This is a genomic window from Streptomyces sp. NPDC001709 (genome assembly GCF_053596375.1).
The window spans coordinates 28,181-52,613 of the sequence record NZ_JBSFGB010000023.1; the positions used below are offsets into that span (position 1 = coordinate 28,181).

20 protein-coding genes are annotated in these 24,433 nt (G+C 72.2%); 14 read left to right on the forward strand and 6 right to left on the reverse strand.

Going from position 1 to position 24,433, the window contains the following annotated elements:
• Window positions 1–115 precede the first annotated feature (115 nt).
• From ACWC0C_RS29700 to ACWC0C_RS29715, 4 genes are all read left to right on the forward strand, one after another.
• A complete protein-coding gene (locus ACWC0C_RS29700; protein WP_449199586.1) occupies window positions 116–532 on the forward strand; it encodes an SsgA family sporulation/cell division regulator in 417 nt (138 codons plus the stop codon).
• A 298-nt stretch (window positions 533–830) separates the two neighbouring features.
• Window positions 831–2,456, forward strand: coding sequence for an ABC-F family ATP-binding cassette domain-containing protein (locus ACWC0C_RS29705; RefSeq protein ID WP_450867069.1), 1,626 nt, complete (start codon window positions 831–833; stop codon window positions 2,454–2,456).
• Window positions 2,457–2,631: 175 nt separating this feature from the next.
• Window positions 2,632–3,408: a dimethylargininase gene (gene ddaH / locus ACWC0C_RS29710; RefSeq protein WP_450867071.1), complete on the forward strand. Its 777-nt coding sequence runs from the start codon at window positions 2,632–2,634 to the stop codon at window positions 3,406–3,408.
• 229 nt (window positions 3,409–3,637) lie between these two features.
• Window positions 3,638–4,612 (forward strand): acyl-ACP desaturase, encoded by a 975-nt coding sequence (locus ACWC0C_RS29715; RefSeq protein ID WP_449199583.1) that lies wholly within the window; start codon window positions 3,638–3,640, stop codon window positions 4,610–4,612.
• Between the two features lie 121 nt (window positions 4,613–4,733).
• On the opposite strand, the gene ACWC0C_RS29720 is transcribed toward ACWC0C_RS29715, so the two are convergent.
• Window positions 4,734–4,979 carry a WhiB family transcriptional regulator gene (locus tag ACWC0C_RS29720; protein WP_449199582.1) on the reverse strand — a complete coding sequence of 82 codons (246 nt, stop codon included), beginning with the start codon at window positions 4,977–4,979 and terminating at the stop codon, window positions 4,734–4,736.
• A 271-nt stretch (window positions 4,980–5,250) separates the two neighbouring features.
• On the opposite strand from ACWC0C_RS29720, the gene ACWC0C_RS29725 reads away from it, so the two are divergent.
• On the forward strand, window positions 5,251–6,042 hold the full coding sequence (locus tag ACWC0C_RS29725; RefSeq protein WP_449199581.1) for a VOC family protein: 792 nt from the start codon (window positions 5,251–5,253) through the stop codon (window positions 6,040–6,042).
• A gap of 39 nt (window positions 6,043–6,081) precedes the next feature.
• Here ACWC0C_RS29725 and ACWC0C_RS29730 read toward each other — a convergent pair whose 3' ends face one another.
• The 4 genes from ACWC0C_RS29730 to ligD all read right to left on the reverse strand — a co-directional run bounded on the left by ACWC0C_RS29730 (window position 6,082) and on the right by ligD (window position 14,745).
• Window positions 6,082–7,170, reverse strand: a complete 1,089-nt coding sequence (locus ACWC0C_RS29730) for a LacI family DNA-binding transcriptional regulator (protein ID WP_450867073.1) — start codon at window positions 7,168–7,170, stop codon at window positions 6,082–6,084.
• A gap of 569 nt (window positions 7,171–7,739) precedes the next feature.
• A complete protein-coding gene (locus ACWC0C_RS29735; protein WP_450867075.1) occupies window positions 7,740–8,678 on the reverse strand; it encodes an ornithine cyclodeaminase family protein in 939 nt (312 codons plus the stop codon).
• Between the two features lie 222 nt (window positions 8,679–8,900).
• Entirely contained in the window at window positions 8,901–13,595 is a 4,695-nt protein-coding gene (locus ACWC0C_RS29740; RefSeq protein ID WP_450867076.1) for an aKG-HExxH-type peptide beta-hydroxylase, read from the reverse strand.
• 127 nt (window positions 13,596–13,722) lie between these two features.
• The gene (gene ligD, locus ACWC0C_RS29745) at window positions 13,723–14,745 is read right to left on the reverse strand and encodes a non-homologous end-joining DNA ligase (protein WP_450867078.1); all 1,023 of its coding nucleotides are present in this window, start codon (window positions 14,743–14,745) and stop codon (window positions 13,723–13,725) included.
• Window positions 14,746–14,867: 122 nt separating this feature from the next.
• Here ligD and ACWC0C_RS29750 point away from each other — a divergent pair, with 122 nt between their 5' ends.
• Window positions 14,868–15,944, forward strand: a complete 1,077-nt coding sequence (locus ACWC0C_RS29750) for an ATP-dependent DNA ligase (RefSeq protein ID WP_450867079.1) — start codon at window positions 14,868–14,870, stop codon at window positions 15,942–15,944.
• Window positions 15,945–16,353: 409 nt separating this feature from the next.
• The gene (locus tag ACWC0C_RS29755; protein WP_450867081.1) at window positions 16,354–17,358 is read left to right on the forward strand and encodes a DUF3048 domain-containing protein; all 1,005 of its coding nucleotides are present in this window, start codon (window positions 16,354–16,356) and stop codon (window positions 17,356–17,358) included.
• Window positions 17,359–17,396: 38 nt separating this feature from the next.
• On the opposite strand, the gene ACWC0C_RS29760 is transcribed toward ACWC0C_RS29755, so the two are convergent.
• A complete protein-coding gene (locus ACWC0C_RS29760) occupies window positions 17,397–17,861 on the reverse strand; it encodes a MarR family winged helix-turn-helix transcriptional regulator (protein ID WP_449199574.1) in 465 nt (154 codons plus the stop codon).
• A gap of 182 nt (window positions 17,862–18,043) precedes the next feature.
• Here ACWC0C_RS29760 and ACWC0C_RS29765 point away from each other — a divergent pair, with 182 nt between their 5' ends.
• The 7 genes from ACWC0C_RS29765 (at window position 18,044) to ACWC0C_RS29795 (ending at window position 24,324) form a co-directional block, all read left to right on the forward strand.
• Entirely contained in the window at window positions 18,044–18,799 is a 756-nt protein-coding gene (locus ACWC0C_RS29765; protein WP_450867082.1) for a CoA transferase subunit A, read from the forward strand.
• On the forward strand, window positions 18,799–19,443 hold the full coding sequence (locus ACWC0C_RS29770; RefSeq protein WP_449199572.1) for a CoA transferase subunit B: 645 nt from the start codon (window positions 18,799–18,801) through the stop codon (window positions 19,441–19,443). The genes ACWC0C_RS29765 and ACWC0C_RS29770 overlap by 1 nt, the downstream gene beginning before the upstream one ends.
• Window positions 19,444–19,604: 161 nt before the next feature.
• Complete coding sequence (gene pcaH, locus ACWC0C_RS29775; protein WP_450867084.1) at window positions 19,605–20,378, forward strand: protocatechuate 3,4-dioxygenase subunit beta; 774 nt, start codon at window positions 19,605–19,607, stop codon at window positions 20,376–20,378.
• Window positions 20,379–20,386: 8 nt separating this feature from the next.
• Window positions 20,387–20,989 carry a protocatechuate 3,4-dioxygenase subunit alpha gene (pcaG, locus tag ACWC0C_RS29780; RefSeq protein ID WP_450867085.1) on the forward strand — a complete coding sequence of 201 codons (603 nt, stop codon included), beginning with the start codon at window positions 20,387–20,389 and terminating at the stop codon, window positions 20,987–20,989.
• On the forward strand, window positions 20,986–22,323 hold the full coding sequence (pcaB, locus tag ACWC0C_RS29785; protein WP_450867086.1) for a 3-carboxy-cis,cis-muconate cycloisomerase: 1,338 nt from the start codon (window positions 20,986–20,988) through the stop codon (window positions 22,321–22,323). Before pcaG ends, pcaB begins: the two co-directional genes overlap by 4 nt.
• Window positions 22,320–23,456: a bifunctional 3-oxoadipate enol-lactonase/4-carboxymuconolactone decarboxylase PcaDC gene (pcaDC, locus tag ACWC0C_RS29790; protein ID WP_450867088.1), complete on the forward strand. Its 1,137-nt coding sequence runs from the start codon at window positions 22,320–22,322 to the stop codon at window positions 23,454–23,456. The genes pcaB and pcaDC overlap by 4 nt, the downstream gene beginning before the upstream one ends.
• A gap of 76 nt (window positions 23,457–23,532) precedes the next feature.
• Window positions 23,533–24,324 carry an SDR family NAD(P)-dependent oxidoreductase gene (locus tag ACWC0C_RS29795; protein WP_450867090.1) on the forward strand — a complete coding sequence of 264 codons (792 nt, stop codon included), beginning with the start codon at window positions 23,533–23,535 and terminating at the stop codon, window positions 24,322–24,324.
• The last annotated feature ends 109 nt before the right edge of the window (window positions 24,325–24,433 follow it).

Genomic DNA, 24,433 nt, shown 5'->3' on the forward strand with positions numbered 1-24,433 from the left:
CGGTGACCGAGGTCACTCGTGCTTCGTGTGCACGGATCGGCCGGATCCGTCGTCTTGACCAGTGCCGGGTGCCGCGCACCCGGACGTAGTCCAGCCGTCACGAGGGAGCAACGCGTTGTCCACCGTCATCGAGCAGCCCGTAGAGGCGCGTCTCGTCGCCGCCGCACCGCGCATGCCGAGCATTCCCGCGACGCTGCGCTACGACCGACGCGATCCGTTCGCCGTCGTGATGACCTTCCCGGCCCCGGCCACCCTCGAAGGGGTCGACGTGCGCTGGACCTTCTCCCGCGAGCTGCTGACGGCCGGACTGCACGGCCCCGAGGGGCACGGGGACGTCCGAGTGCGGCCGTACGGCTACGACCGCACCGTGCTGGAGTTCCACGCTCCCGAGGGCACCGCCGTCGTGCATGTGCGCTCCGGTGAGATCCGGCGCTTCCTGGAGGCGACCAACCAGCTCGTGCCCGTCGGCCTCGAACACCTCCAGCTGGACCTGGACCACGATCTGGCCGAGCTGATGCGGGACGCCTGCTGAGCGCTGGTGGCCGCTTCGGCCGCGGCGCAAATTGCGTTGACAGCCTTCCACCCCCCTCCTACGGTGTACATCGGTTCTGTTGCCGTCGATTGGAGAAGGACGTTGCTCGTCTGAGGTCCTGAGGCATCGCGTCGCACCGGTTGAGGTGTGTGCGCGGCGTACGACCTCGGCGTCCGAGCCGTCCTCGGGCACAGGCCCTTTTTCATGGCCTCTTGGTGCCCACGACCCTTCGGTTCCCGCCTCGCGGTGTCTCGACATGCGCCCACCCGAACCGCACGAAACCCCTCGCGAGGCTCTCATGTCACCCTCCCTCACCGGTACGTCCCTGTCCTTCACCTGGCCCGACGGCACCACCGTCTTCGACGCCCTCGACATCGCCTTCGGCCCCGGCCGGACCGGGCTCGTCGGCGTCAACGGATCAGGGAAGTCAACCCTGTTGAAACTGCTGGCCGGTGAACTCGTCCCGGCCGACGGCACCGTCAAGGTCGCCGGCGAGGTCGGCTACCTCCCGCAGAACGTCACGCTCGACACCGCGCTCCGCGTCGACGAGGCACTCGGCATCGCCGAACGGCGGGCCGCGCTGCACGCCATCGAGGCGGGCGACGCCGCCGAGGAGCACTTCGAGACGCTCGGCGACGACTGGGACGTCGAGGAGCGCGCCCTGGTCACCCTCGGCGAACTCGGTCTCGGCCACATCGGCCTGGACCGCACCGTCGGCGAGGTCTCCGGCGGCGAGTCGGTGCTGCTGCGGCTGGCCGCGCTGCTGCTGCGCCGCCCGGACGTGCTGCTGCTGGACGAGCCCACCAACAACCTGGACCTGTACGCGCGCCGCCGGCTGTACCAGGCCGTCGCCGCGTGGCCGGGCGTGCTGGTCGTGGTCAGCCACGACCGGGAACTGCTCGACCTGGTCGACCAGATCGCGGAGCTGCGCTCCGGTGAGGTCGCCTGGTTCGGCGGCAACTTCTCGGCGTACGAGGAGGCGCTGGCCGTCGAGCAGGAGGCGGCCGAGCGGATGGTGCGCGTCGCCGAGGCCGATGTACGCAAGCAGAAGCGCGAACTGGCCGACGCCCAGGTCAAACTGGCCCGCCGCAAGCGGTACGGGCAGAAGATGTGGGACTCCAAGCGCGAACCGAAGATCGTCATGGGCGCACGCAAACGCGCCGCCCAGGAGTCGGCGGGCAAGCACCGCATCATGCACGAGGAGCGGCTCGCCGAGGCCCGGGAGCGCCTGGACGAGGCGGTGGAGGCGGTACGGGAGGACGACGAGATCCGCATCGACCTGCCGTACACGGCCGTGCCGCCCGGCCGGGAGGTGCTCACCCTGGAGAACCTGCGCATGGCCTACCACGCGCGCGTGGAGGGCATCCTCGATCTGCGCGGCCCGGAACGGATCGCGCTGGTCGGGCGCAACGGCGCCGGCAAGACGACGCTGCTGGGGACCGTCGCCGGGGAACTGGCGCCGGTGGCCGGCGAGGCGCGGGCGCATGTCCCGCTGCGCTTCCTGCCCCAGCGGCTGGACGTGCTGGACGACGCGCTGACGGTCGCGGAGAACGTGGCCCGGTTCGCGCCGGGCGCCACCAACAACCGGGTCCGGGCGCGCCTGGCCCGGTTCCTGTTCCGGGGCGCGCGGGCCGACCAGAAGGCGGCCACCCTGTCCGGCGGCGAGCGGTTCCGGGCGGCCCTGGCCGCGCTGATGCTCGCCGAACCGGCACCCCAGCTGCTCCTGCTCGACGAGCCGACGAACAACCTCGACATGGCGAGCGTACGGCAGCTGACCTCGGCCCTGGAGTCGTACGAGGGCGCACTGCTCGTGGCCAGCCACGACCTGCCGTTCCTCGAGTCGATCGGCATCACCCGCTGGCTGCTGATGGAGGAGGGGGAACTGAGGGAAATCGCACCGGAGGATGTCGGGTATCCCGCGTAACGCCGGGCACGTCCGGGCACGTCCGGGACAGGGTCACCCTGGGCGGGGTGACGTCTCAGGAGGGGCACAGCCTGACAACGAGGGTTTTGTCCTGGCCGGAGCGGACTGCATGATGGCGGACCGGCGCCGCGTTCACCGGCGCCGGCCACCGCACCGCCGATTCGAAAGGTCCCTCGTGCCCAGCAAGAAGGCCCTCGTCCGCCGCCCCAGCCCCCGCCTCGCCGAAGGCCTGGTGACGCACATCGAGCGGGAGAAGGTCGATGCCGGGCTCGCCATCGAGCAGTGGGAGGCCTACGTCGAGGCCCTGCGCACGCACGGCTGGGAGACGATCGAGGTCGATCCGGAGGACGACTGCCCGGACTCGGTGTTCGTCGAGGACACCGTCGTCATGTACAAGAACGTGGCGCTGATCACCCGGCCCGGCGCACAGTCCCGGCGCGAGGAGACCGTCGGCGTGGAGGAGGCGGTGGCCCGCCTCGGCTGCTCGGTGAACTGGATATGGGAGCCGGGCACGCTGGACGGCGGTGACGTCCTGAAGGTCGGCGACACGGTGTACGTCGGCCGCGGCGGGCGCACCAACGCGGCCGGGGTGCAGCAGGTGCGGGCCGCCTTCGAGCCGCTGGGCGCGCGCGTGGTGCCCGTTCCCGTGACCAAGGTGCTGCACCTGAAGTCGGCGGTGACCGCACTGCCCGACGGCACGGTGATCGGGCACATCCCGAAGGTCGACCGCCCGTCGCTGTTCCCGGGCTTCCTGTCGGTGCCGGAGGAGTCCGGCTCGCACGTGGTGCTGCTCGGCGGGCACAAGCTGCTGATGGCGGCGAGCGCTCCGAAGACCGCGGAGCTGCTGACCGATCTCGGCCACGAGGTGGTCACGGTGGACATCAGCGAGTTCGAGAAGCTCGAGGGCTGTGTGACGTGCCTCTCCGTGCGGCTGCGGGAGCTGTACGCCTGACCCGGTGATCCACTCGCTCCGACAGCCCCGGGACCTGCGGGTCCCGGGGCCGCTCGGCATACCCGCGAAGCGCCGCTGTGAGGGCTCTGATCAGCGATCTTTACAGCGAACTTAGCCTACGGCTTCGTAACCTACGGATTCGTAGCCTACGATCTCGTAGGTTTCCCGGCACCGCTCGCCGGACCGCCTTACTTTTCTCCCCCGTTGTTCGGCGCCCCCTGGAGTTCCTGTGACGATCACCTCCCCTCACCTCGGCAGCCCGTCCGCATGGACCGACGCGCGGCTGCTGTTCGCGCTGGAGGAAGTGGTCGAGCGGGAGCTGAACCGGCATCTCAAGGTCGCCAAGGACTGGATGCCGCACGAGTACGTGCCGTGGAGCGACGCCCGCAACTTCCCCGGCCTGTTCGAGGACGGGGAGGCCTGGGACAAGGACCAGTCCGACGTGACCGAGATCGGCCGTATCGCCCTCGTGGTCAACCTGCTCACCGAGGACAACCTGCCCAGCTACCACCACGAGATCGCCACGCTCTTCGGGCGTGACGGCGCCTGGGGCACCTGGGTGCACCGCTGGACGGCCGAGGAGGGCCGGCACGGCATCGTGATGCGCGACTACCTGCTCGCCTCGCGCGCGGTGGACCCGGACAAGCTGGAACGTTTCCGTATGGCGCACATGAGCGAGGGCTTCGAGTCCGACAACCGGCACTCGATGCTGCACTCGGTCGCCTACGTCGCCTTCCAGGAGCTGGCCACCCGGATCTCGCACCGCAACACCGGCCACCAGTCGGGCGACCCGGTCTGCGACCGCATGCTGGCCCGCATCGCGACCGACGAGAACCTGCACATGATCTTCTACCGCAACCTGCTGAAGGCGGCCTTCGAACTGGCCCCCGATCTGACGATGCAGGCCGTGCGGGACGTGGTCGTCAACTTCCGGATGCCCGGGCACGGCATCCCCGGCTTCGAGCGGGCCGCCGCGCAGATGGCCATCGGCGAGGTCTACAACCTGCGCATCCACCACGACGACGTGCTGCAGCCCGTGCTGCGCTTCCTGAAGGTCCTGGAGATCGACGGCCTCGGCCCCGAGGGTCGCCAGGCGCAGGAGGAACTCGGCCTGTTCATGGGCGGTCTGGACGCGGAGGCCGCCAAGTTCGACGAGAAGCTCGCGGCCCGCAAGGCCCGCATGGCGGCGCGCGCCGGGGGCTGACCTACGCCCGGCCGCGTAGCCGGGGTGGGACACCGGGCCGGTGTCCGCGGGCGCCACCCCGGTGCGGGTCCGCGCTCAGCGGGACGTCCGGTCCGGTCTCAGTGGAACGCCCGGTCCGGTCTCAGTGGGACGCCCGGCGCAGGGCCAGGCGTTCCTTCTCGGACAGGCCGCCCCAGACGCCGAAGCGCTCGTCGTTCGCCAGCGCGTAGTCCAGGCAGGCCGGGCGCAGCTCGCACATGGCGCAGATACGCTTCGCCTCGCGCACCGAGCTACCGGGCTCGGGGAAGAAGAAGTCCGGCCCGGTCTGCGCGCACAGGGCCTGCGCCTGCCAGGTGTCATCGGCCGGGGTGATCGTCTCGAAGTGCATGACCGGAATCGTGGCGCGCGGCGAAAAACGTTCGATCAACGCCGGGTCAACGTCTGCGTCGGGGCCTCCAGCCGCTCCGATGATGCTCCTTGGGGCCGCACCCGCGCACGGCGGCGCGCGGAGCGGGGGCGAAACGTGGAGAACGCGCCCTCTCACCCGGCGTGAGGGCGGGCTTCGCTCCGGCGCGCCGCAGCACTCCGGCGGCGATTGTCAGTGGGGGATGCCAGACTCGGCAGTGCACAGGACGGGACCCCTTTCGAGGAGGGCAAAGATGCTCACCACCCGTTTCGTCAACGGCGCTCCGAACTGGATCGACATCGGCACCCCCGACATCGACGGCGCCATCTCCTTCTACGGCGGCCTCTTCGGCTGGCAGTTCCAGTCGGCAGGGCCCGACGCCGGTGGTTACGGCTTCTTCCAGCTGGGCGGCAGGACCGTCGCGGGCGGCATGCAGTCCGGCCCCGAGCAGGGCCCGCCGGCCTGGACGGTGTACTTCCAGAGCGCGGACGCACACGCCACCGCCAAGGCGGCCGAACAGGCCCACGGCAGCGTGCTGGTCCAGCCGATGGACGTGATGGGACAGGGGCACATGGCGATCCTCGCCGACCAGGCGGGCGTGACCTTCGGGATCTGGCAGCCGGGACAGACCAAGGGCGTGGACGTGGCGAGCGAGCCGGGGTCGCTGTGCTGGGTCGAGCTGTACACCCCGGACATCGCGGCGGCCGCCGCCTTCTACCACCAGGTGCTCGACCTGGAGACCTCGGCCGTGCCCTTCCCGGGCGGGACATACACCTGCGTCAATCCTGCCGACGGCGGGGAGAACGCGATGTTCGGCGGGATCGTCCCACAGGCCGACGCCCCGGCCGAGGCCGAGGGCAGCCCGTACTGGCTGCCGTACTTCGAGGTCGAGGACACCGACGCGGTGGTGGACAAGGTGCAGCAACTCGGCGGCACGGTGCGCATGCCGGCGACGAGCCTGGAAGGGGTCGGCCGCATGGCCAAGTTCACCGACCCGTACGGCGCCCGCTTCGCGGTGATCAAGAGCGAGCAGCCGCAGGGCTGAGCCGGTGGGCCGGCCGTACCGGGGCCACTCGCGGGGCGGCTAGGCGGAGGCCCGTCGTATCAGCGTGGTCGGGAGGATCACGCCGCCGGCGGGCACCGAGTCCGCCGTGGTCCCGGTCCGGTCGCGGCCGTCGGTCAGGCCGCGCAGCAGCAGACGGGCCATCAGGCGGCCCACTTCCTCGATGTCCTGACGGACCGTCGTCAGCGGCGGGTCGGCCTCCATGGCGACGGGCAGCATGTCGTCGAAGCCGATCACGGCCACGTCCTCGGGCACCCGCCGGCCGCTCGCGCGCAGCACCCGCAGGGCGCCGAGCGCGGTGAGGTCGTTGGCGGCGAAGACGGCGTCCACGTCCGGGCAGTGGTCGAGGAGTTGGCGCATGGCCCGCTCGCCCCCGGCAGGCGTGAAGTCGCTCTCCACGACCAGCCGGGGATCGTTCCCGCCGGGCACCTCGCCCATGACGTCCCGGTAGCCGTCGAGCCGGTCCACCGCCGACGTCTGGTCCAGGGCGCCGGTGAGGTGCGCGATGCGTGTCCGGCCGAGCTCGACGAGATGCCGTACGGCCGTGCGTGCCCCGCCCCGGTTGTCGCAGTCGACGTACACCACGCCCGGGTCCTCCCCCGTGGGGCGCGTGGCCCAGGCCGCTTCCTCACCCCAGTGCGGTCGGCCGCCGAACACGGTGGGCACACCGGCGTCGTGGATGAGGCCGGGCAACGGGTCGTCGAGGTGCAGTGAGAAGACCAGGGCGCCGTCGACATGGCCTCCGGCGAGATACCGGGCCACGCGCGCGTGATCGTCACGGCCCTCGGTGAGCAGCAGCACCAATTGGTTGTCGTGGGCGGTCAGTTCCTTGCTGATCCCGCGCAGTTGGAGGGCGAAGAAGGGGTCGGTGAAGACCCGTGTCTCGGGCTCGGCGATGACGACCGCGACGGCGTCGTGCCGCTTGGTGACGAGGCTGCGCGCCGCCTGGTTGGGGACGTACCCCAGCTCCGCCACGGCCTGCCGGACCCGCTCGGCCAAGGGCTCGCGCACCCCGTCACCGCCGTTGACCACCCGCGACACGGTGGCCCGGGACACACCGGCCCGCGCGGCCACGGCCTCCAACGTGGGACGCGACACTGCCTCGGTCACTTCGGGACTCCTCATCGGCGGCTGCCGGCCAGGATAACCGCGCGACGGAGACACCGCCGGTGTGGCAACGACGTCTTGCCGAGGGCCGCCGGTTGCCGGGTTTGCGGTGCAGGTTTTGCGGTGCCGTGGTGGCAACACCTCAGCGAGCTGACAGCGGCTATACCGGCTTCCCACCCGAGCCCGGGTTTCCCGAGGTGCCCGGCTCTACTTCAGGACGCGCCCGGCATCGAATGGTGGGGCGTCGGCCTTGCGTGAGCGGGGGGGGTGGGCCTCGGGGAACCGTCGGCTCGGGCTGTGGAGCCGAAGCGGGCTGGAAGTTGTGGCTGGCCCGGGAACCGTAGGGCAGCAGGGAGCCGCGACTCGGCTCGGCTCGGAAGCCATCGGTCGGCGAGGAGACACAGCTCAGCCAGGAGCGGCAGGGCGAGCGAGGGCCGCAGCCCGGCTCGCAACTCGTAGGCCGGCCGGAAGCCACAGGTCCGCTCGAACACCGCAGGTCCGCTCGGTCGCCGTAGGGCAACCGGGAGGCGCAGGGTCGGCCCGGAGGCGCGGGGCGGCCGGCGTGTCGCGGTTCAGTTCAGCAGGTCGATCGTCGCTCCCACGCCCCGGCGCTCCGCCTCCCGCCAGGCGAGCCAGGTGAGGGCGAGGTCCTGCCAGGGCAGCCCGACAGGGGCGTACACCGTGCGCTGGCGGGCCGAGGTGCGCCCGGGGTGCCTGCCGTGCAGGATGTCCGTGAGGGTGGCGTCGGTCGAGGTCCGGGTGAGCCCGGGTGCCGCCAACGCGCCCATCCGCGCGGCGAGTTCCGCGTCCTCGACGACGAGGAGCGCGGCGTCCAGCAGGTCGGGGGCGAGTTCCCGCTTGCCGGGCTCGTCGGTGCCGAGGCTCGTGAAGTGCTGTCCGGTACGGGTGTCCGCGAGGGCGAGCAGCGGGGTCCGGGACCAGGTCGCGAGCAGGACGGTGTCGGCCGCCTCGGCCACCGCGCCGGCCGAGTCCAGCACCCGGCCGTCGTGCCGGGCGGCGAATGCGGCGGCCCGCCCGGAGTCGGTGTCGTGGACGACGAGTTGCCCGGGCCGGTGCTCGCCGGCGAGACCGCGTAGCGTCAACTCGGCCTGGGCACCGGCTCCGATCACGCCGAGGACGTCGTATCCGGCGGGGGCCAGGAGCGTGGTGCCGAGGGCGGCGGCGAGCCCGGTCCGCCAAGCCGTGACGGTCGCCGAGTCGAGCAGGGCGAGCAGTTCGCCGTCGGCGCCGCTGTGCAGGCAGATCACCCCGCGCAGGGCGGGCCGGGCACCGGGGAACTTGGCGTTGACCTTCACCGTGTACGCGTCGATGCCGGGCAGAAGGCCGGGGATGAGCGCGGTGGCGGTACCGGGGAACGGCAGGTCGGTGCGGACCCGTTGGCCGGGTACGGCGGTGGCCCCGGCCGCGTGGAATCCCTCGCGCAGGGCGGCGAGACAGTCCGCCGGTTCGAGCACGGCCTCCAGGTCGCTGCGGGTCAGTACGCGGGTCATTCCCGCATGATCCCCTCGGCTCGGGGTCGTTGTCAGTGGTGTGGTGCATGCTGTGATCAGTGGCGGACGGGCGCCATGGACCACGGGGGGGGACAGGATGTTCACGAGGGATCGGATGGCCGTTTCTCTGGACGAGCGGCGCTGGCGATGAGCCGTCGCCCGACACACCGGAGTGCGCGAGCAGCGCGCCCGGTCCCGTGCCGCTTCCCGTCCGCATCCGCGTCAGGCCGGGTTCGTCCATGGCAGCGTGGGCAAGGCGGGCAGGTCGCCCAAGTCCTCGGAGGCGGCGAGCCACGCGGCCAGGGCCACGGGGTCGGGTGCGCTGCCGGTGGTCGCGGTGACCCGGGCGTGGACGGCTCGGACCAGTTCTGGCCGGTGGGTCAGCGCTCGTGCGGCGGCGGCCCGGGTTTCCCTGCCGAGGCTCTCGACCGAGCCGGGCCCGCGCAGGGTCAGGGCCAGCCGGATCCACCGCTCGGGGTCCCCGGGCTGCCGGGCCAGCTGGTCCACGGCCAGGCGGTGGGCGGTCTCGGTCCGCCCGAGCAGGCGGGCCGCGTCGGTGGGATCCAATGCGTCGTAGGCGGAATGCGGCACGCGATCCGGACAGGGCACCGAGGCGTTCGACGAAGGTGGGACAGCCGCCGCCACTCGGGCCAGTCGTACCCGATAGGCCGTCAGATCGGGCAGCTCACGGCGCGGCAGGAAGTCGGTGCCGACGTGCCTGCGAGGCGGGCGGGGTGTTCCGGTCACCCATGCCTCGGCGAGTTCCCCGACGTGGTCGGTTCGGGGGCTCAGATAGTGCAGCCGCCAGCCGCCGCGGTGCGCGATCACGGCCTCCTCGGCGAGCCGCACCAGGTGGTCCGGGATGGGCGTGTGCTCCGCCCAGCGGGCCGCGCTCTCCCCCATCGTGGCCGTGAACTCCCGTCCCTTCTTCGTGAGCCGGGAAGAGGCGCGCAGGATGGTGTAGGCGTCCCAGGTCTGTGTCCGCCAGTGGGCCAACTCGAACTGGGCGCGACGCCGCAGCGCGGGGTCCTGCCCGTAGGTGAGCCGGCGCCAGAGGTCGACCACGCCGAAGTATGCGTAGACGCCGTGCAGATAGCCGGGCAAGGGGCGCGGATCGTCACGCCAAGGCGCGTAGTACAGGCCCTTGCCCGGTGCCTCGCCGTCCTCGGTGTCCTCGGTGTCATCGGTGTCATCGCCGTCGTCGCCTCCTTCGCCGTCCTTGGTGTAGAGGTCGTGGGAGTCGAGCACGGCGTTCAGCTTCATGTGCCGGAACTCATGGGCCAGGGCGACGGCGAAGTCCGCCGGATCGTCCGTTGCGCTGATCACCGCACCGCCGAACGCATCGCTGGACGACATCGACATCACGCGTCCGTCGCGCTCCCGCGGGCGGGGCGTGACGGCGGTGAGCGTGACCCTGAGGGCCTCGGTCAGCCAGGGGTTGGCAAGGACCAGCACATCGCCCGCGCGCTGTGCCCTGTCCTGCCAGCGGTCGACGGTGGCGGAGAGCAGGCGGTCCGGTGCCGTCGGCCCCTCCGGATGCCGGTGGGGATCCAGATCGTCCAGCAGGAAGTCGAACCCGCCGTAGGGGCCGGATGTCCGCACCCGGTGCGCGGGCAGCCATCCGCGCAGCCGGCTGTCCGAGGGCGTGGGAAGCCATACCTCCACGTCGGCACTTGTGATCGCCGCGGTGCCGTCGGCCGCGGTGACGTGGGCGGTGTCGGTGCCGGAGGAGCGCAGGTCGGCAGCGCCCAGGGTGGGCAGCACCGCCATGCCGTACCGGACCGGCAGCGGAAGGGTGAAGGCGAGTCCGGCGCGCAGAGCCGCCGCGGCGGCGACGGCGTGGACGTGGGACAGGTCGGCGGAGGGTGGCGGGGTCGGTGTGTCGGGCACGGGACCCAGCTCGCGCAGCGCACGGCTCATCCAGCGGCCAACGCCGGGGTGGAGGAGAACCGTGGTCACCGCCTCCGGGTCGGCCCGGTCGGCCTGCAGGAAGAGAGCACGGATGTCCTGGATCAGGAGCGGGAAGCCGGACTGGTCGGTCTCGTACGCCTCCGCGCGGCGCAGGAGTTCGTCGAGGGCCAGGACGCGAATCCGCCTCTGTTGTGCGAGCAGCAGCCGGGCCAGGGAGCCGCCGTCCTCGCCGATGGCCACGTCTCGCAGGGTCTGCGGCTGGAGCTCTGTGGCGTCGAGAGGCTCGTCGAACAGATGTGGATGCTCGGCGGACTCGCCGCGAGGCCGGTAGGTCCAGTGCCCCGGCCTGCCGGACAGGGCGGCCCCACCGCCGACCTTGGGCTCGGCACGACGTCGTGGTGGCTCCGACGGCACATAGCTGCCCCCCGAGAAACCACCATCACCTCCCGGGCTGTCGCTGCCCGCACGGCACTCGCGGGAACGGATGAACCGCTCCAGCAACCGAGCCTCCGCGGCTGGGCGTTCAACCGGGTGTCCGGGAGCGGGGGCCCGCTCGAAAGAGCCGTCCTCCGAGTCCATGACGAGGGATGAATGACCCATGGAGTCTCCTTGCGGTAGCCCGGTTTCGTCCTCCGGGTCCTCGGGGTTGCCCGTCCGCCGGGCTGTGGCGAGCTCGGCTCGCACCCTGGCCAGGTTGCGTGCGCAGACGGCGACGTTGGGGTGCTCCTCGCCCAGGCGCCGCCGGCCGGCTTCGAGCGCCGCCGCGAAGTGGTCGGCGGCCGGTTCCAGCTGGCCCAGCAGATGGCACACGGTGGCCAGCTCGTGCTGGGCGGTGATGGTGTCCGGATGGTCCGCACCGAGGACGTCCCGGAAGCTCTGCCAGATATCGGTGAACTCCGCTTTCGCCCGCTCCAGGTAGGCCGGGTCCTCTTCGTGGTCACGGAGGATGCGCGCGCGTTCGTGACGGGCCATGAGCACGTTGGGGTGGTCCGGTGCCAGGGACTTGAGACCGTCCCGTACGACCTCCTCGGCAACGCTCTCCGCCTCCTCCGGGAGCCGTGCGTCGCGGAGGGCGCGGGCCAGGCTCACTCCGACGTCGAGGCTGTCCCAGTCGTCTTCCGCGCACAAGGCCGACGTCTGCCGCCGGATGTCGCGCAGCTGTGTGACCGCCTCGTGGAACCGGCCCCGGCGATGAGCCAGCTTCGCCAGTTCGTGCCGCATGCGCAGGATGCCCCGCGGGTCGGCCTGAGGGTCCCGCAGACGCATGTCGAGCGACAGCCGCAGCTGCTCCTCGGCGGCCTGGTACTCACCGCGTTGGCGCAGTGTGCGGGCCAGGCCCGAACGGGCCGACTGGAGGGAGCGGTGGTCCGCGGGCAGCACCTGCTCGCCGATGGTGATGACGTGCCGGTACCGTTGCTCCGACTTGGCGAGGTCTCCGTTGCCCCGCAGGGACCAGGCCAGTTGCAGCCCGGCGGCGAGCGTGTCGGCGTTCCGCTCGCCCAGGAGGCTTGTCCTGAGGTCCGTCGCGAGGCGCAGTTCGGTGACGGCGTCGCCGGACTGCCCCAGGTAGTCGTAGTACCGCCCGGCGCGTACGGCGGGTTCCGTGGCCCGTACGACCCGGTCGGCGTCCCCCGCGACAGCCTCGCCGCAGTCGGCCAGCAGTGCCTGGGGGGCGGCGCAATGGGGTGCGAGCGCACGCCAGCGGGGCCAGTGCGCGGGGTTGCCCTCCTGGATCTGCCCGATCGCCTCGGCGAGCAGGGCCGAGACGAGGTCGAGGAGTGCCGGTGCCTGTGCGCGGGTGTCGGCGTCGGTGGCGCTGGCGGCGCGGACCAGGGGGTGGATGGTGATCCGGGGGTGTGCTCCGGTGCCGGAGGGGCCGCCCGTGCCGTCGGAACGCTCGATGGTGATCAGCCGCAGACCTTCCAGTCCGCTGAGGGCCTCGCTGATCCGGGGACGCGTCGGGGCGATGAAGACCGGGCTCGCGGCGAGGACGTCGAGCTTGAGGAGGTCCAGATACGGCAGGGGCGCCGGCCCGAAGGCGCACAGCAGACGCAGCAGCGGCCGGGCCAGGTCGCAGCCCTGCCGGTGCAGTTGGTCGAGGGACAGGTCCCACACGCTGCGGATGGTGCGGCGGGAGCGGGCGTCGGGCCCGGGATCCGGATCCGGGTCGGTGCCCACGTCGGCGAGCCGGTCGGCGAAGGCACGGCGGAAGTCCTGGAAGGTGGCCGGGGCCCGCTCCGCCGGGAAGGGATCGTCCAGCAGGCGCCGCAGCTGGGAACCGGCGAGCGCGAGGGCGAGCGGCAGCCGGCCGAGGTCTTCGGCGAGTGCCTCGGCGTCCTCGGCGCCGCCGGCGTGCGGTGCCAGATCGAGCAGCACCTGCCCGCTGTCCTCGCGGGACAGCAGCTCGACGCCGACCTGGTGCACCAGGGGCCCCCAGCGTTTGGGCCGGGACTCGCGGCTGGTGATCAGTACGGTGCCCAGGGGGTGCCGTGGCTCCCGCAGCCATCCGTTGCCGTCGGCGGTCCGGGACGGGGCAGCCGCGAGCAGGTCCGGGTCGTCGACGTTGTCGAGGACGAGCAGCCAGGGTTCGGTGAGCGCGTCGAGGTGCCGCCACAGCACGTCCGCCGGGTGGATGGCACTGAAGTCGTCCCGGCGTGCCCCGCACACGGAGGCGACACCGTGCAGCGCCGACGACAGGACGTCGCCGTCCACGCCCGAGACCCACCACACATGGGCCAGCTCCGGCATCAGCCGATGGGCGGTCTCCTGTGCGATCGAGGTCTTGCCGCAGCCGCCCATGCCGGACAGCAGCCACACCCCCGCTATGTCCGGCTCGCCGCGGGCCCGCCGGGTCACCGCGTCGGTCAGCTCGGCCACCAGCGGCTCCCGCCCGTGCAGCCGCCCGCTGTCCACGTTGCGCCGGGGCACGGCCAGCGGGACGACGGCCGGGGCCTGCGGCAGCGCCGGACGCGACCAGCCGGGGAATCCGTCGAACTCGTCGAGCATGCCGGCCTCCCCCGAGTCACGCCTGTGCGGCCAAGTCCCCACCTTCCACGGAGACTTGTACCAGAATCACATCAACCCGGCGTGCTCCGACGCGTTTTGACCGGCCGACGGCGGGGCGGCGTGGCCCTCAGGACGCCTCCTCCTCCCGCCGGGCCCGGCTCGGCTGGACCCGTTTCGGTTCGCCGGGCATCTTCGGGTACTCCGGCGGGTACGGCAGATCGCCCAGGCCGTGGTCGTGTTCATCGCGGCGGGCCAGTTCCAGCAGGGCTTCCAGGGAGTAGGCGTGGCCGTCCATGTCGGCGTGTACGTCGCCGAGTTCGGCGAAGCGGGCGGGCATGGTGGCGAGGTCGAAGTCGGCCGGGTGGGCCACGCCGACCTCCTCCCAGCGCAGGGGCGCCGAGACGGTGGCGTTGGGGCGGGGGCGCACGGAATAGGCGGAGGCGATGGTGCGGTCGCGGGCCGTCTGGTTGTAGTCGAGGAAGATACGGCTGCCCCGCTCCTCCTTCCACCACTTGATCGTCACCTGCTCGGGCATCCGGCGTTCCATCTCCCGGCCGACGGCGATGGCGGCACGCCGCACCTGGGTGAAGGTCCAGCGCGGTTCGATGGGGACGAAGACGTGCAGGCCGCGGCCGCCCGAGGTCTTCGGCCAGCCGCGCAGTCCGCCGAACTCGTCGAGGACGGCGCGCAGTTCCTGGGCGGCGCGGGCCGCGTCGTCGTAGTCGGTGCCGGGCTGCGGGTCGAGGTCGATGCGGAGTTCGTCGGGGTGGTCGACGTCCGTGGCGCGCACCGGCCAGGGGTGGAAGGTGAGCGTGCCGTACTGGGCGGCCCAGACGACGGCGGCCTGCTCGGTGGGGCACATCTCGTCGGCGCTGCGGCCGCTGGGGAAGGTGATGTGGGCGGTCGGGATCCAGTCGGGCATGCCCTTGGGCGCCCGCTTCTGGAAGAACCACTCGCCGCCCACGCCGTCGGGGTAGCGCTCCAGGGTGGTGGGGCGGTTGCGCAGCGCGCGCAGGATGCCGGGGCCGACGGCGACGTAGTACTGCGCGAGGTCCAGCTTGGTGAAGCCCCGCTCCGGGAAGAAGACCTTGTCGGGGCTGGACAGCCGTACGGTCCGGCCGGCCACCTCCAGTTCCACCGCAGCACCCATGCGGCCACGGTAGGCGCACCCTGCGTGGCTCGCATACCGTCCTGCATCACCGCATTCCGGGTGGCTGGTGATGTATGCGGGATACCGGGCGGCAGGGGGCGTATGCGAGCAGAATCAAAGGCATGGATCTGCCGGTGATGCCGCCCGTGAAGCCCATGCTCGCCAAGTCCGTGGCGAAGATCCCGCCGGGCATGCACTACGAGGCGAAGTGGGACGGGTTCCGCTCGATCGTGTTCCGGGACGGGGCCGAGGTCGAGCTGGGCAGCCGGACCGGAAAGCCGCTCACCAGGTACTTTCCCGAGCTGGTGGCGGCGCTGAAGGAGCGGGTGCCCGAGCGGTGCGTGCTGGACGGGGAGATCGTGATCGCGCGGGACGGCCATCTGGACTTCGACGCGCTGACCGAGCGGATCCACCCGGCCGACTCCCGGGTGCGGATGCTCGCGGAGAAGACCCCGGCTTCCTTCGTCGCCTTCGACCTGCTCGCGCTCGACGACGAGTCACTGCTCGACGTGGAGCTGACCGACCGCCGGGCCCTGTTGGAACGGGCACTCGCCGACGCGACACCTCCGGTGCATGTGGCGCCCGCGACGACGGACCCCGAGGTGGCACGGCAGTGGTTCGAGCAGTTCGAGGGCGCCGGGCTCGACGGGGTCGTCGCCAAACCGCTCACCCTGCGCTACCTGCAGGACGAGCGGGCCATGTTCAAGATCAAGCACGAGCGGACGGCGGACGTGGTCGTGGCCGGGTACCGCTTCCACAAGAGCGGCCCGGTGGTCGGCTCGCTGTTGCTGGGGCTGTACGACGAACACGGCCGACTGCAGCACGTGGGCGTGTCGGCCGCCTTCGCCATGAAGAAGCGGGCCGAACTGGTCGAGGAGCTGGAGCCGCTGCGCATGGACGATGTGGCCGGGCACCCGTGGGCGGCCTGGTCGGACGAGACCGCCCATGAGACGGCCCGGCTGCCGGGCGCGCCGAGCCGCTGGTCCGGCAAGAAGGACCTGTCCTGGGTGCCGCTGCGGCCGGAGCGGGTCGCCGAGGTGGCCTACGACCACATGGAGAACGGACAGCGCTTCCGGCACACCGCCCGCTTCCGCCGCTGGCGCCCGGACCGCACCCCGGAGAGCTGCACCTACACCCAGCTGGAGGAGCCGGTGCGCTACGACCTGGCGGAGATCCTCGGCGAGAAGGACCGCGGCTGACCCAGGGCTGGGCGGTGGGCAACGGCCGCATGAGGATCTTGATGGCCCGGCCCTGGTGAGGATCGGCACCGGATCGACCGTACCGCCATGGACGCCGCCGGCGCCGAACGCCTCGACAGCCCCCGCCCACGGCTGCTCCCCGCTCCGCCCAGACCACCCGCCCACGACTCCACTCCGGCCCCTCCCCGCACCTCGGCACGCCGCCCACGAGCCCGCCCCGCCCACCGCCGGGCCACCCATCGCGCGCCGCCCGCCACCCGTCGTCCGCCGCTCGCCCCGCCGCTCGCCGGGGTCACATCACGAGTCCGATCGGCCCACGGAGCGCGCATGACCGTATGTGTTCGGGTATGACCAGCGATGACCCGATGAACGCGCAATCGGACGAACGAACGGGGTGGCCACGGTGGGCATGAGGCACGGAGCGCGCACCCGGCGCGCGGCACTGACGGCGGCCGCGCTGGCCGCCTCGTTGGCCGTCTCCCTCACGGCCGGCTGCACCCACCACGGCCCGGACGACCACCGCGCCCCGCAGCACACCCCGACCGCCCCGGCGCCGACCGCCCCGGCGCCGACGGCCCCGTCGCCCTCGGTCATGGCGGCCGGTTCACCGCTCGCCGTGAAGATCGACAATGTGCCCGCGGCCCGTCCGCAGACCGGCCTAGACGCGGCGGACGTGGTGTACGCCGAGCAGGTGGAGGGCGGTCTGAGCCGGCTGATGGCGGTGTACGCGACCAGGCTTCCGCAGGCCGTCGGGCCGGTGCGCAGCGCTCGTGAGTCCGATCTGGAGCTGCTGCGCCAGTTCGACCGGCCGACGTTCGCCTTCTCCGGCGCCCAGCGCAAACTGCTGCCGCTGATCGACAAGGCGCCGCTGCGGGCGGAGTCCCCCGACAAGGCACCGGCCGCGTACTACCGGGGCACGGGCAAGGCCGCCCCGCACAACCTCTATCTGCACCCGGCCAAGCTGCTGCCGTCCACCCCGGGCAGGGCGGCGCTGACGACCGGCTTCAGTTACGGCCCGGCCCCGTCCGGCGGTGCCCCCACGGCCTCCCGCACCGTCCGCTACCCGGCCGGCCGCTTCACCTTCACCTGGTCCGCCCAGCGGCACCGCTGGCTGGTCGCGATGGACGGCACGCCCACGGTGATGACGGACGGCGCGCGGGTGGCACCGGCGACGGTCGTCGTGCAGTACGTGAAGATCCTCGGCTCCCGCTACCACGACGCGCTCGGCAACCGGACGCCGTACACCCGGACGGTCGGCTCGGGCACGGCGCAGGTGCTGCGCGACGGCCGGTCCTTCGACGCCTCCTGGTCCCGGCCGTCCGCGACGCAGGGTACGGCGTTCACCGCGGCGGACGGCGCCCGGATGAACTTCGCCGACGGTCAGGTGTGGGTGGTGTTCGCACCGGCGCCGTGAACTCCCGTGCACCCACGCGAACTCCGGTGAGCGCTCGGTCAGCCCCGCGCGGCCAGCGGTTCGGCCGGGTTGCGCAGGCCTTCCGCCGCGTCCGCGACCCGGCGGATCAGGTCGAGGAACACGGTCTGTTCGTCGGCCGACAGCGGCGCGAGGAAGACCTGGTTCATCCGGGCGGTGCGCACGGTCAGCTTGCGGTGGGTACGCCGGCCCTCGTCGGTCAGGCGGAGCAGGAAGCGCCGGCCGTCCTCCGGGTCGCGCACCTTGGTCAGCAGACCCCGGCGGCCCAGCCGGCTGATGACCTCGGCGATGGTCGAGCGGTCCAGTCCCACCCGCTCCCCCACGGTCCGCTGATCGAGGCCCGGCTCGGCCACGAGTGCGTTCATGACCGCGAACTGCGGTGAGGTGATCTCCTCGGAGACCATCGTGTTCCACAGCAGGTAGTGCGCCTGCTGCAGCCGCCGGGCCAGGTGCCCGGGATGGGTGGTGAGGTCCACCGCGGCCATGTGCGCTCCCCTGATCGCTTCGTTTGTGCACTGAACAATACCCACCGACCGGCGCGGTTGTCTCCCGCGAAATGTGCGGACAGCACACGTCTTGACGGGCATCTTCTCCGGTGGCAGCGTGTGGAACACCTCGCTGAAATGCTCAGTGCGCTGATTAATGGCGAAGAGATGAGGCTTCACGGATGGACAAGGTGGTCGCCACGGCCCTGGAGGCGGTGGCCGATGTCCCGGACGGCGCGTCCCTCGCGGTGGGCGGGTTCGGACTGAGCGGTGTGCCGAACGTGCTGATCCAGGCGCTGTACGAACGCGGAGTCGGCGCACTGTCGGTCGTCTCCAACAACTGCGGGGCGATGGAGACCGGGCTGGCGGTGCTGCTCGCGGCGCGGCGGATCGTCCGGGTGACCGGTTCCTACATCGGAGGCAACAAGGAGTTCGCGCGCCAGTACCTGGGCGGGGAGCTGGAACTGGAGCTGATCCCGCAGGGCACGCTGGCCGAGCGGCTGCGGGCCGGCGGGGCGGGTATCCCCGCCTTCTACACCCCGGCGGGGGTGGGCACGCAGGTCGCCGAGGGCGGGCTGCCCTGGCGTTACGACGGCGCGGGCGGGGTGGCGCTGGCCTCGCCGCCGAAGGAGGTGCGGGAGTTCGACGGCACCGCGTATGTGCTGGAGCGCGGCATCCGCACGGACTTCGCGCTGGTGCGGGCGGCGAAGGGCGACCGGCACGGGAATCTGGTGTTCGGCAAGTCCGCCCGGAACTTCAACCCCCTGGCGGCGATGGCCGGGAGGGTCACGGTCGCCGAGGTGGAGGAGCTGGTCGAGCCCGGCGAGATCGATCCGGACGCGGTGCACCTGCCCGGCGTCTTCGTGCAGCGGGTGGTCGCGCTGACACCCGAGCAGGCGGCGGACAAGAAGATCGAGCAGCGGACGGTGAGCGGCTGATGGCCTGGACACGTGAGGAGATCGCCGCGCGGGCGGCACGGGAACTGCGCGACGGCCAGTACGTCAATCTCGGCATCGGTCTGCCGACCTTGATCCCGAATCACCTGCCACCGGGCGTGGAGGTGGTCCTGGAGTCGGAGAACGGCATTCTGGGCACGGGCCCGTACCCGGCCGAGGACCGGGTCGACCCGGATCTGATCAACGCGGGCAAGGAGACCGTCACGGTCCTGCCGGGAGCGTCCTTCTTCGACTCGGCGCTGTCCTTCGCGATGATCCGCGGGGGGCACATCGACGTGGCCGTGCTCGGGGCGATGCAGGTCTCCGCGGGCGGGGACCTGGCCAACTGGGCGGTGCCGGGCAAGCTGGTCACCGGGATCGGCGGCGCGATGGACCTGGTGCACGGCGCCCGTCAGGTGATCGTGGTGATGAGCCACACCGCGAAGGACGGCTCTGCGAAGATCCTCAAGGAGTGCACGCTGCCGCTCACAGGCAAGGCCTGTGTGAACCGGGTCATCACCGATCTGGCCGTGCTGGACGTCACCGAGGACGGACTCGTACTCAAGGAGACCGCGCCCGGTGTGGGTGTGGACGAGGTCGTCGCCCAGACCGATGCTGAACTGATCATCGCGGAGAACCTGCTGTGAACGCGGTCAACACCGTCCTCGCACGCCAGCCGCTCCGCGGACAGGCCGTGCACCAGCCGCGGGCCGTCCGTGGCTGGTCGCGCCCCCGCGGCGGACCCACATATCAACGGAGCCACGCGCCCCTTACGGGGCGCTGAGACCTAGACCCCTAGGACCTTCCCATGCCCCTCACACAAGCCGACATCGACCTCGAGATCGCCGCCCAGCACGCCGCGTACGAGAAGCGTGTCGCCGACGGCGCCCCCGTCGAGCACCATCCGCGCCGCGACTACGCGCCCTACCGCTCCTCCGTGCTCCGCCATCCCGAGCAGCCCCTGGTCGCCATCGACACCGCCCAGGACCCGGAACTGGTGGAACTGCGCTCCCCCGCCTTCGGCGAGCGTGACGTCACCGAGATCGACAACGATCTCACCCGGCACCACCGCGGCGAGCCGGTCGGTGAGCGGATCACCGTCTCCGGGCGGCTGCTGGACCGCGACGGGCGCCCGGTGCGCGGCCAGCTGATCGAGATCTGGCAGGCCAACTCGGCCGGACGCTACGCCCACCAGCGCGAGCAGCACGACGCACCCCTCGACCCGAACTTCACCGGCGCCGGCCGCACCCTCACCGACGCCGAGGGCCGCTACCACTTCACCACCGTCCAGCCCGGCCCCTACCCGTGGCGCAACCACGTAGGCGCCTGGCGCCCGGCCCACATCCACTTCTCGGTCTTCGGTACGGCGTTCACACAGCGGCTGGTGACGCAGATGTACTTCCCGAACGACCCGCTCTTCCCGTACGACCCGATCCTGCAGTCCGTGACCGACGACGCGGCCCGGCAGCGGCTGATCGCCACCTACGACCACAGCCTGTCGGTGCCCGAGTTCTCGCTCGGCTACCACTGGGACATCGTGCTGGACGGCCCGGCCGCCACCTGGATCGAGGAAGGACGCTGACGGAAGCGATGACGAAGATCGACACCAGCAGCCCGGAGAGCGTGCTGCCCACCCCGTCCCACACGGTCGGCCCCTTCTACGGCTACGCCCTGCCCTTCCGCGGGGGCGAGGAGATCGCACCGCTCGGCCACCCGGACACGATCACCGTGCACGGGTACATCCTCGACGGCGCGGGCGAGCCACTGCCGGACGCACTCGTCGAGCTGTGGGGGCCGCGCCCCGACGGCACGGTCCCGCAGGTGGACGGCTCCATCCGGCGCGATCCGGCCACCGGCGGCCACCTGGGCCGCAACGGCGTGGAGTTCACCGGCTGGGGCCGTATCCAGACCGACGCCGACGGCCACTGGTACGCCCGCACGCTCCAGCCCGGCACCCGGGGCCGCAACGCGCCGTACCTCAGCGTCTGCGTCTTCGCGCGCGGCCTGCTCGTGCACCTGTTCACGCGGATCTATCTGCCGGACGACGAGGCCGCGCTCGCCGCCGACCCGCTGCTCACCCGGGTGGGCGACCGCCGCGACACGCTGATCGCCGGCGACGAGGGCTCGGGCACCTACCGTTTCGACATCCGCCTTCAGGGCGAAGGCGAGACGGTCTTCCTGGAGTACCAGTGACACCTGACGACAGCGACAGCGACACCGGCCTGCTCGCCCCCGGGTGGGCCGGCTCCCCGGCCGCGCGCGCGACCGGTGACACCGCATTCCTGCGGGCCCTGCTGGACGCCGAGGCCGCGCTGACCCGCGCCCAGGCCGCGCTGGGACTCGCCCCGGCCGAGGCCGCCGAGGCGGTGACGGAGGCGGCCGACCCCGCCCGCCTCGACGTCCGCTCCCTCGCCGAACGCGCCCGCGCCGGCGGCAACTCGGTCATCCCGCTCGTCGCCGACCTGACCGGGGCGGTGGGCGAACGGTACGGCCCGTACGTACACCGGGGCGCGACCAGCCAGGACATCCTGGACACCGCGACCATGCTGGTCGCCGCACGCGCCCTGGACCTGGTCCTGACCGACCTCTCCCGCACCGAGCGCGCCCTGTCCCGGCTGGCCGCCGCACACCGGGACACACCGATGCCGGGCCGTACGCTCACCCAGCACGCGGTGCCGACGACCTTCGGTCTGAAGGCGGCCGGCTGGCGGTCGCTGGTGCTGGACGCCCGGGACCGCAGCACGGCGGTACGGCAGGCACTGCCCGCCCAACTGGGTGGCGCCGCCGGGACCCTGGCCGCCTTCCAGGCGTACGGCGCCGAGGACGCGGCCGCGCTGACGACGGCGTACGCCCGCGAAGTGGGCCTGGCCGCACCGGCGTTGCCCTGGCACACCTTGCGCACCCCCGTCGCCGATCTGGCCGGCTGCCTCGCCTTCACCGCGGGTGCCCTGGGCAAGATCGGCGAGGACGTGCTCACCCTGTCGCGTACCGAGATCGGCGAGGTGGCCGAGGGCAATGGCGGAGGTTCCTCCGCGATGCCGCACAAGGCCAACCCCGTGCGCTCCACCCTCCTCGCTGCCGCGGCCCGCCGTGCCCCGCAGCTCGCGGCCACCCTGTTCGGCTGTGTCGCCGCCGGGGAGGAACGGCCCGCCGGTGCCTGGCACGCCGAGTGGGAGCCACTGCGCGACCTGCTCCGGCTGACCGGCGGCGCGGCCCGGGACTCGGCCGAACTCGCCGAGGGCCTGCGCGTGCACCCCGAGGCCATGCGCCGCAACCTGGACCTCACCCGCGGGCTGATCGTCTCCGAGCGGCTGTCCGCCGCGCTGGCGCCTCGCCTCGGCCGCGCCCGCGCCAAGGAGCTGCTCACCGAACTCGCCCGCCGCGCCCACACCGAGGACCGGTCGATCGGCGAACTCCTCAGCGAGGAAGCGGAGTTGAAGGACATGGACCTGGTCGCCCTCACCGACCCCGCCCAGTACACCGGTTTCGCCGGTGACCTCACCGACCGTGCCCTGGAGCGACGTTGACCACCAGACTCCTCAACCACCTGGAAGAAGGCCCGGCGTCCGCACCACCGCTGCTGCTGGGGCCGTCGCTCGGCACCTCGTACGCCTTGTGGGACGCGGTCGCGCCCGAAGTGGCGACCACCCACCGCGTGGTGCGCTGGAACCTGCCGGGACACGGCGGGTCGGCGCCGGACCTGATCGGGCCGGGCGCGACCGTCGGCGACCTCGCCGCACTGGTGCTGGCCCTCGCCGACGCGCTCGGCATCGACCGGTTCGCCTACGCGGGCGTCTCCCTCGGCGGCGCCGTCGGCCTCCACCTGGCCGTACACCACGCCGAGCGGCTGACCTCCCTGGCGGTGCTGTGCTCCTCCGCCCACTTCGGCGACGGCACGGCGTGGCGGGAGCGGGCGGCACGGGTGCGGGGCGAGGGCATGGAGTGGCTGGTGGAGAGCGCCGACGCGCGCTGGTTCACCCCCGGGTTCACCGTGCCCCGGCTCGTCCAGGACCACCGGGAGGCCGATCCGCAGGCCTACGCCGCCTGCTGCGACGCGCTCGCCGCGTTCGACCTGCGGGACCGGCTCGCCGGCATCGCCGTACCGACACTGCTCGTGGCCGGCAAGCAGGATCCCGCCACGCCGCCCGCACATCTGCGGGAGATCGCCGATGCCGTGCCCGGCTCGACGCTGGTGGAGCTGCCCGGTGCCGCCCATCTGGCGCCCGCGCAGTGCCCGCGGGCCGTGCTGACCGCGCTGCGTACCCAGCTCGACGGGCCGCCGGCGCGCGGGACGGCGGTGCGCCGGGAGGTGCTGGGCGACGCGCACGTGGACCGGGCGCAGGCCCGGCAGACCCCGTTCACCGCCCGCTTCCAGGACTTCATCTCCCGCTACGCCTGGGGAGAGATCTGGACCGACCCGACACTCTCCCGCCGCGAGCGCAGCATGATCACACTGACCGCGCTGGTCGCGCACGGCCACTACGACGAGCTGGCCCTGCACGTCCGGGCGGCGCGGCGCAACGGGCTGACGCCGCAGGAGATCGGCGCGGTTCTGCTGCAGACCGCCGTGTACTGCGGGGTGCCGGCCGCCAACTCCGCGTTCGCGACGGCCCAGCGGGTCCTCGCCGAGGAGGAAGCGGAGGGTGGGGACCGGGGGTGAGAGCCGAGGGTGACCCTGCTGGTCCTAGATCCAGCAGCCCCTCCCTCGCGGTGCCGGGGCGTGCCTAGGGTGGAGTATGTCCACGATTCTGATCACCGGCGCCACCTCCGGACTCGGCCGGTACGTCGCCTTCGAGCTGGTCCGTGCCGGCCATCTCGTCCTCGCCCACGGCCGTGACCGGGCGCGCACCGAGCAGCTGGTCGCCGAGCTGCGCACCGAGGGCCGGGCCGAGGGGTTCGTCGCCGACCTGGCCCGACTCGCCGAGGTGCGCGAGCTGGGGGCTCGGGTCGGCGCGGCTCATCCCGAGCTCGACGTGCTGATCAACAACGCGGGGGTGGGCGGCGGCACGCCCGGCTCGGGGCGGGAGCTGAGCGCCGACGGGCACGAGCTGCGACTCGCGGTGAACTACCTCGCGCCCGTCGTCCTCACCCGCTCCCTGCTGCCGGTCCTGCGGGCCAACCCTCCGGCCCGGATCGTGAACGTCGGCTCGGCCGGCCAGGAGCCCCTCGACTTCACCGACCCCGAACTCACCCGTGGCTACAGCGGGTGGTCGGCGTACTGGCGCAGCAAGTTCTCCCTCGCCGCGCACACGTTCACCCTCGCCGAGGAACTCGCGGACAGCGGGGTGTCGGTGAACGTCCTGCACCCCGCCACCTACATGGACACGGCGATGGTCCGCGAGAGCGACATCACCCCGCGCAACTCGGTGGCCGACGGGGCCGCGGGGGTTCTGGCGCTGGCCACCGAGGAGAGGGGCAGCGGGGGTTACTTCGACGGGACGCGGCGGGCCCGGGCGCACGAGGAGGCGTACGACCCGGAGGTGCGCAAGCGGCTGGCGGCGGTCACGGAGCAGCTGCTGACGGTGTGAAGTCGGCCGCATGACGTCGGCCGTATGGCGCCGACGGTATGCGATGTACGGTCGACCGGAGGCCGACGGCTGCATACAGTCGGCGGCCCATCGCATACAGCCGGCCGCC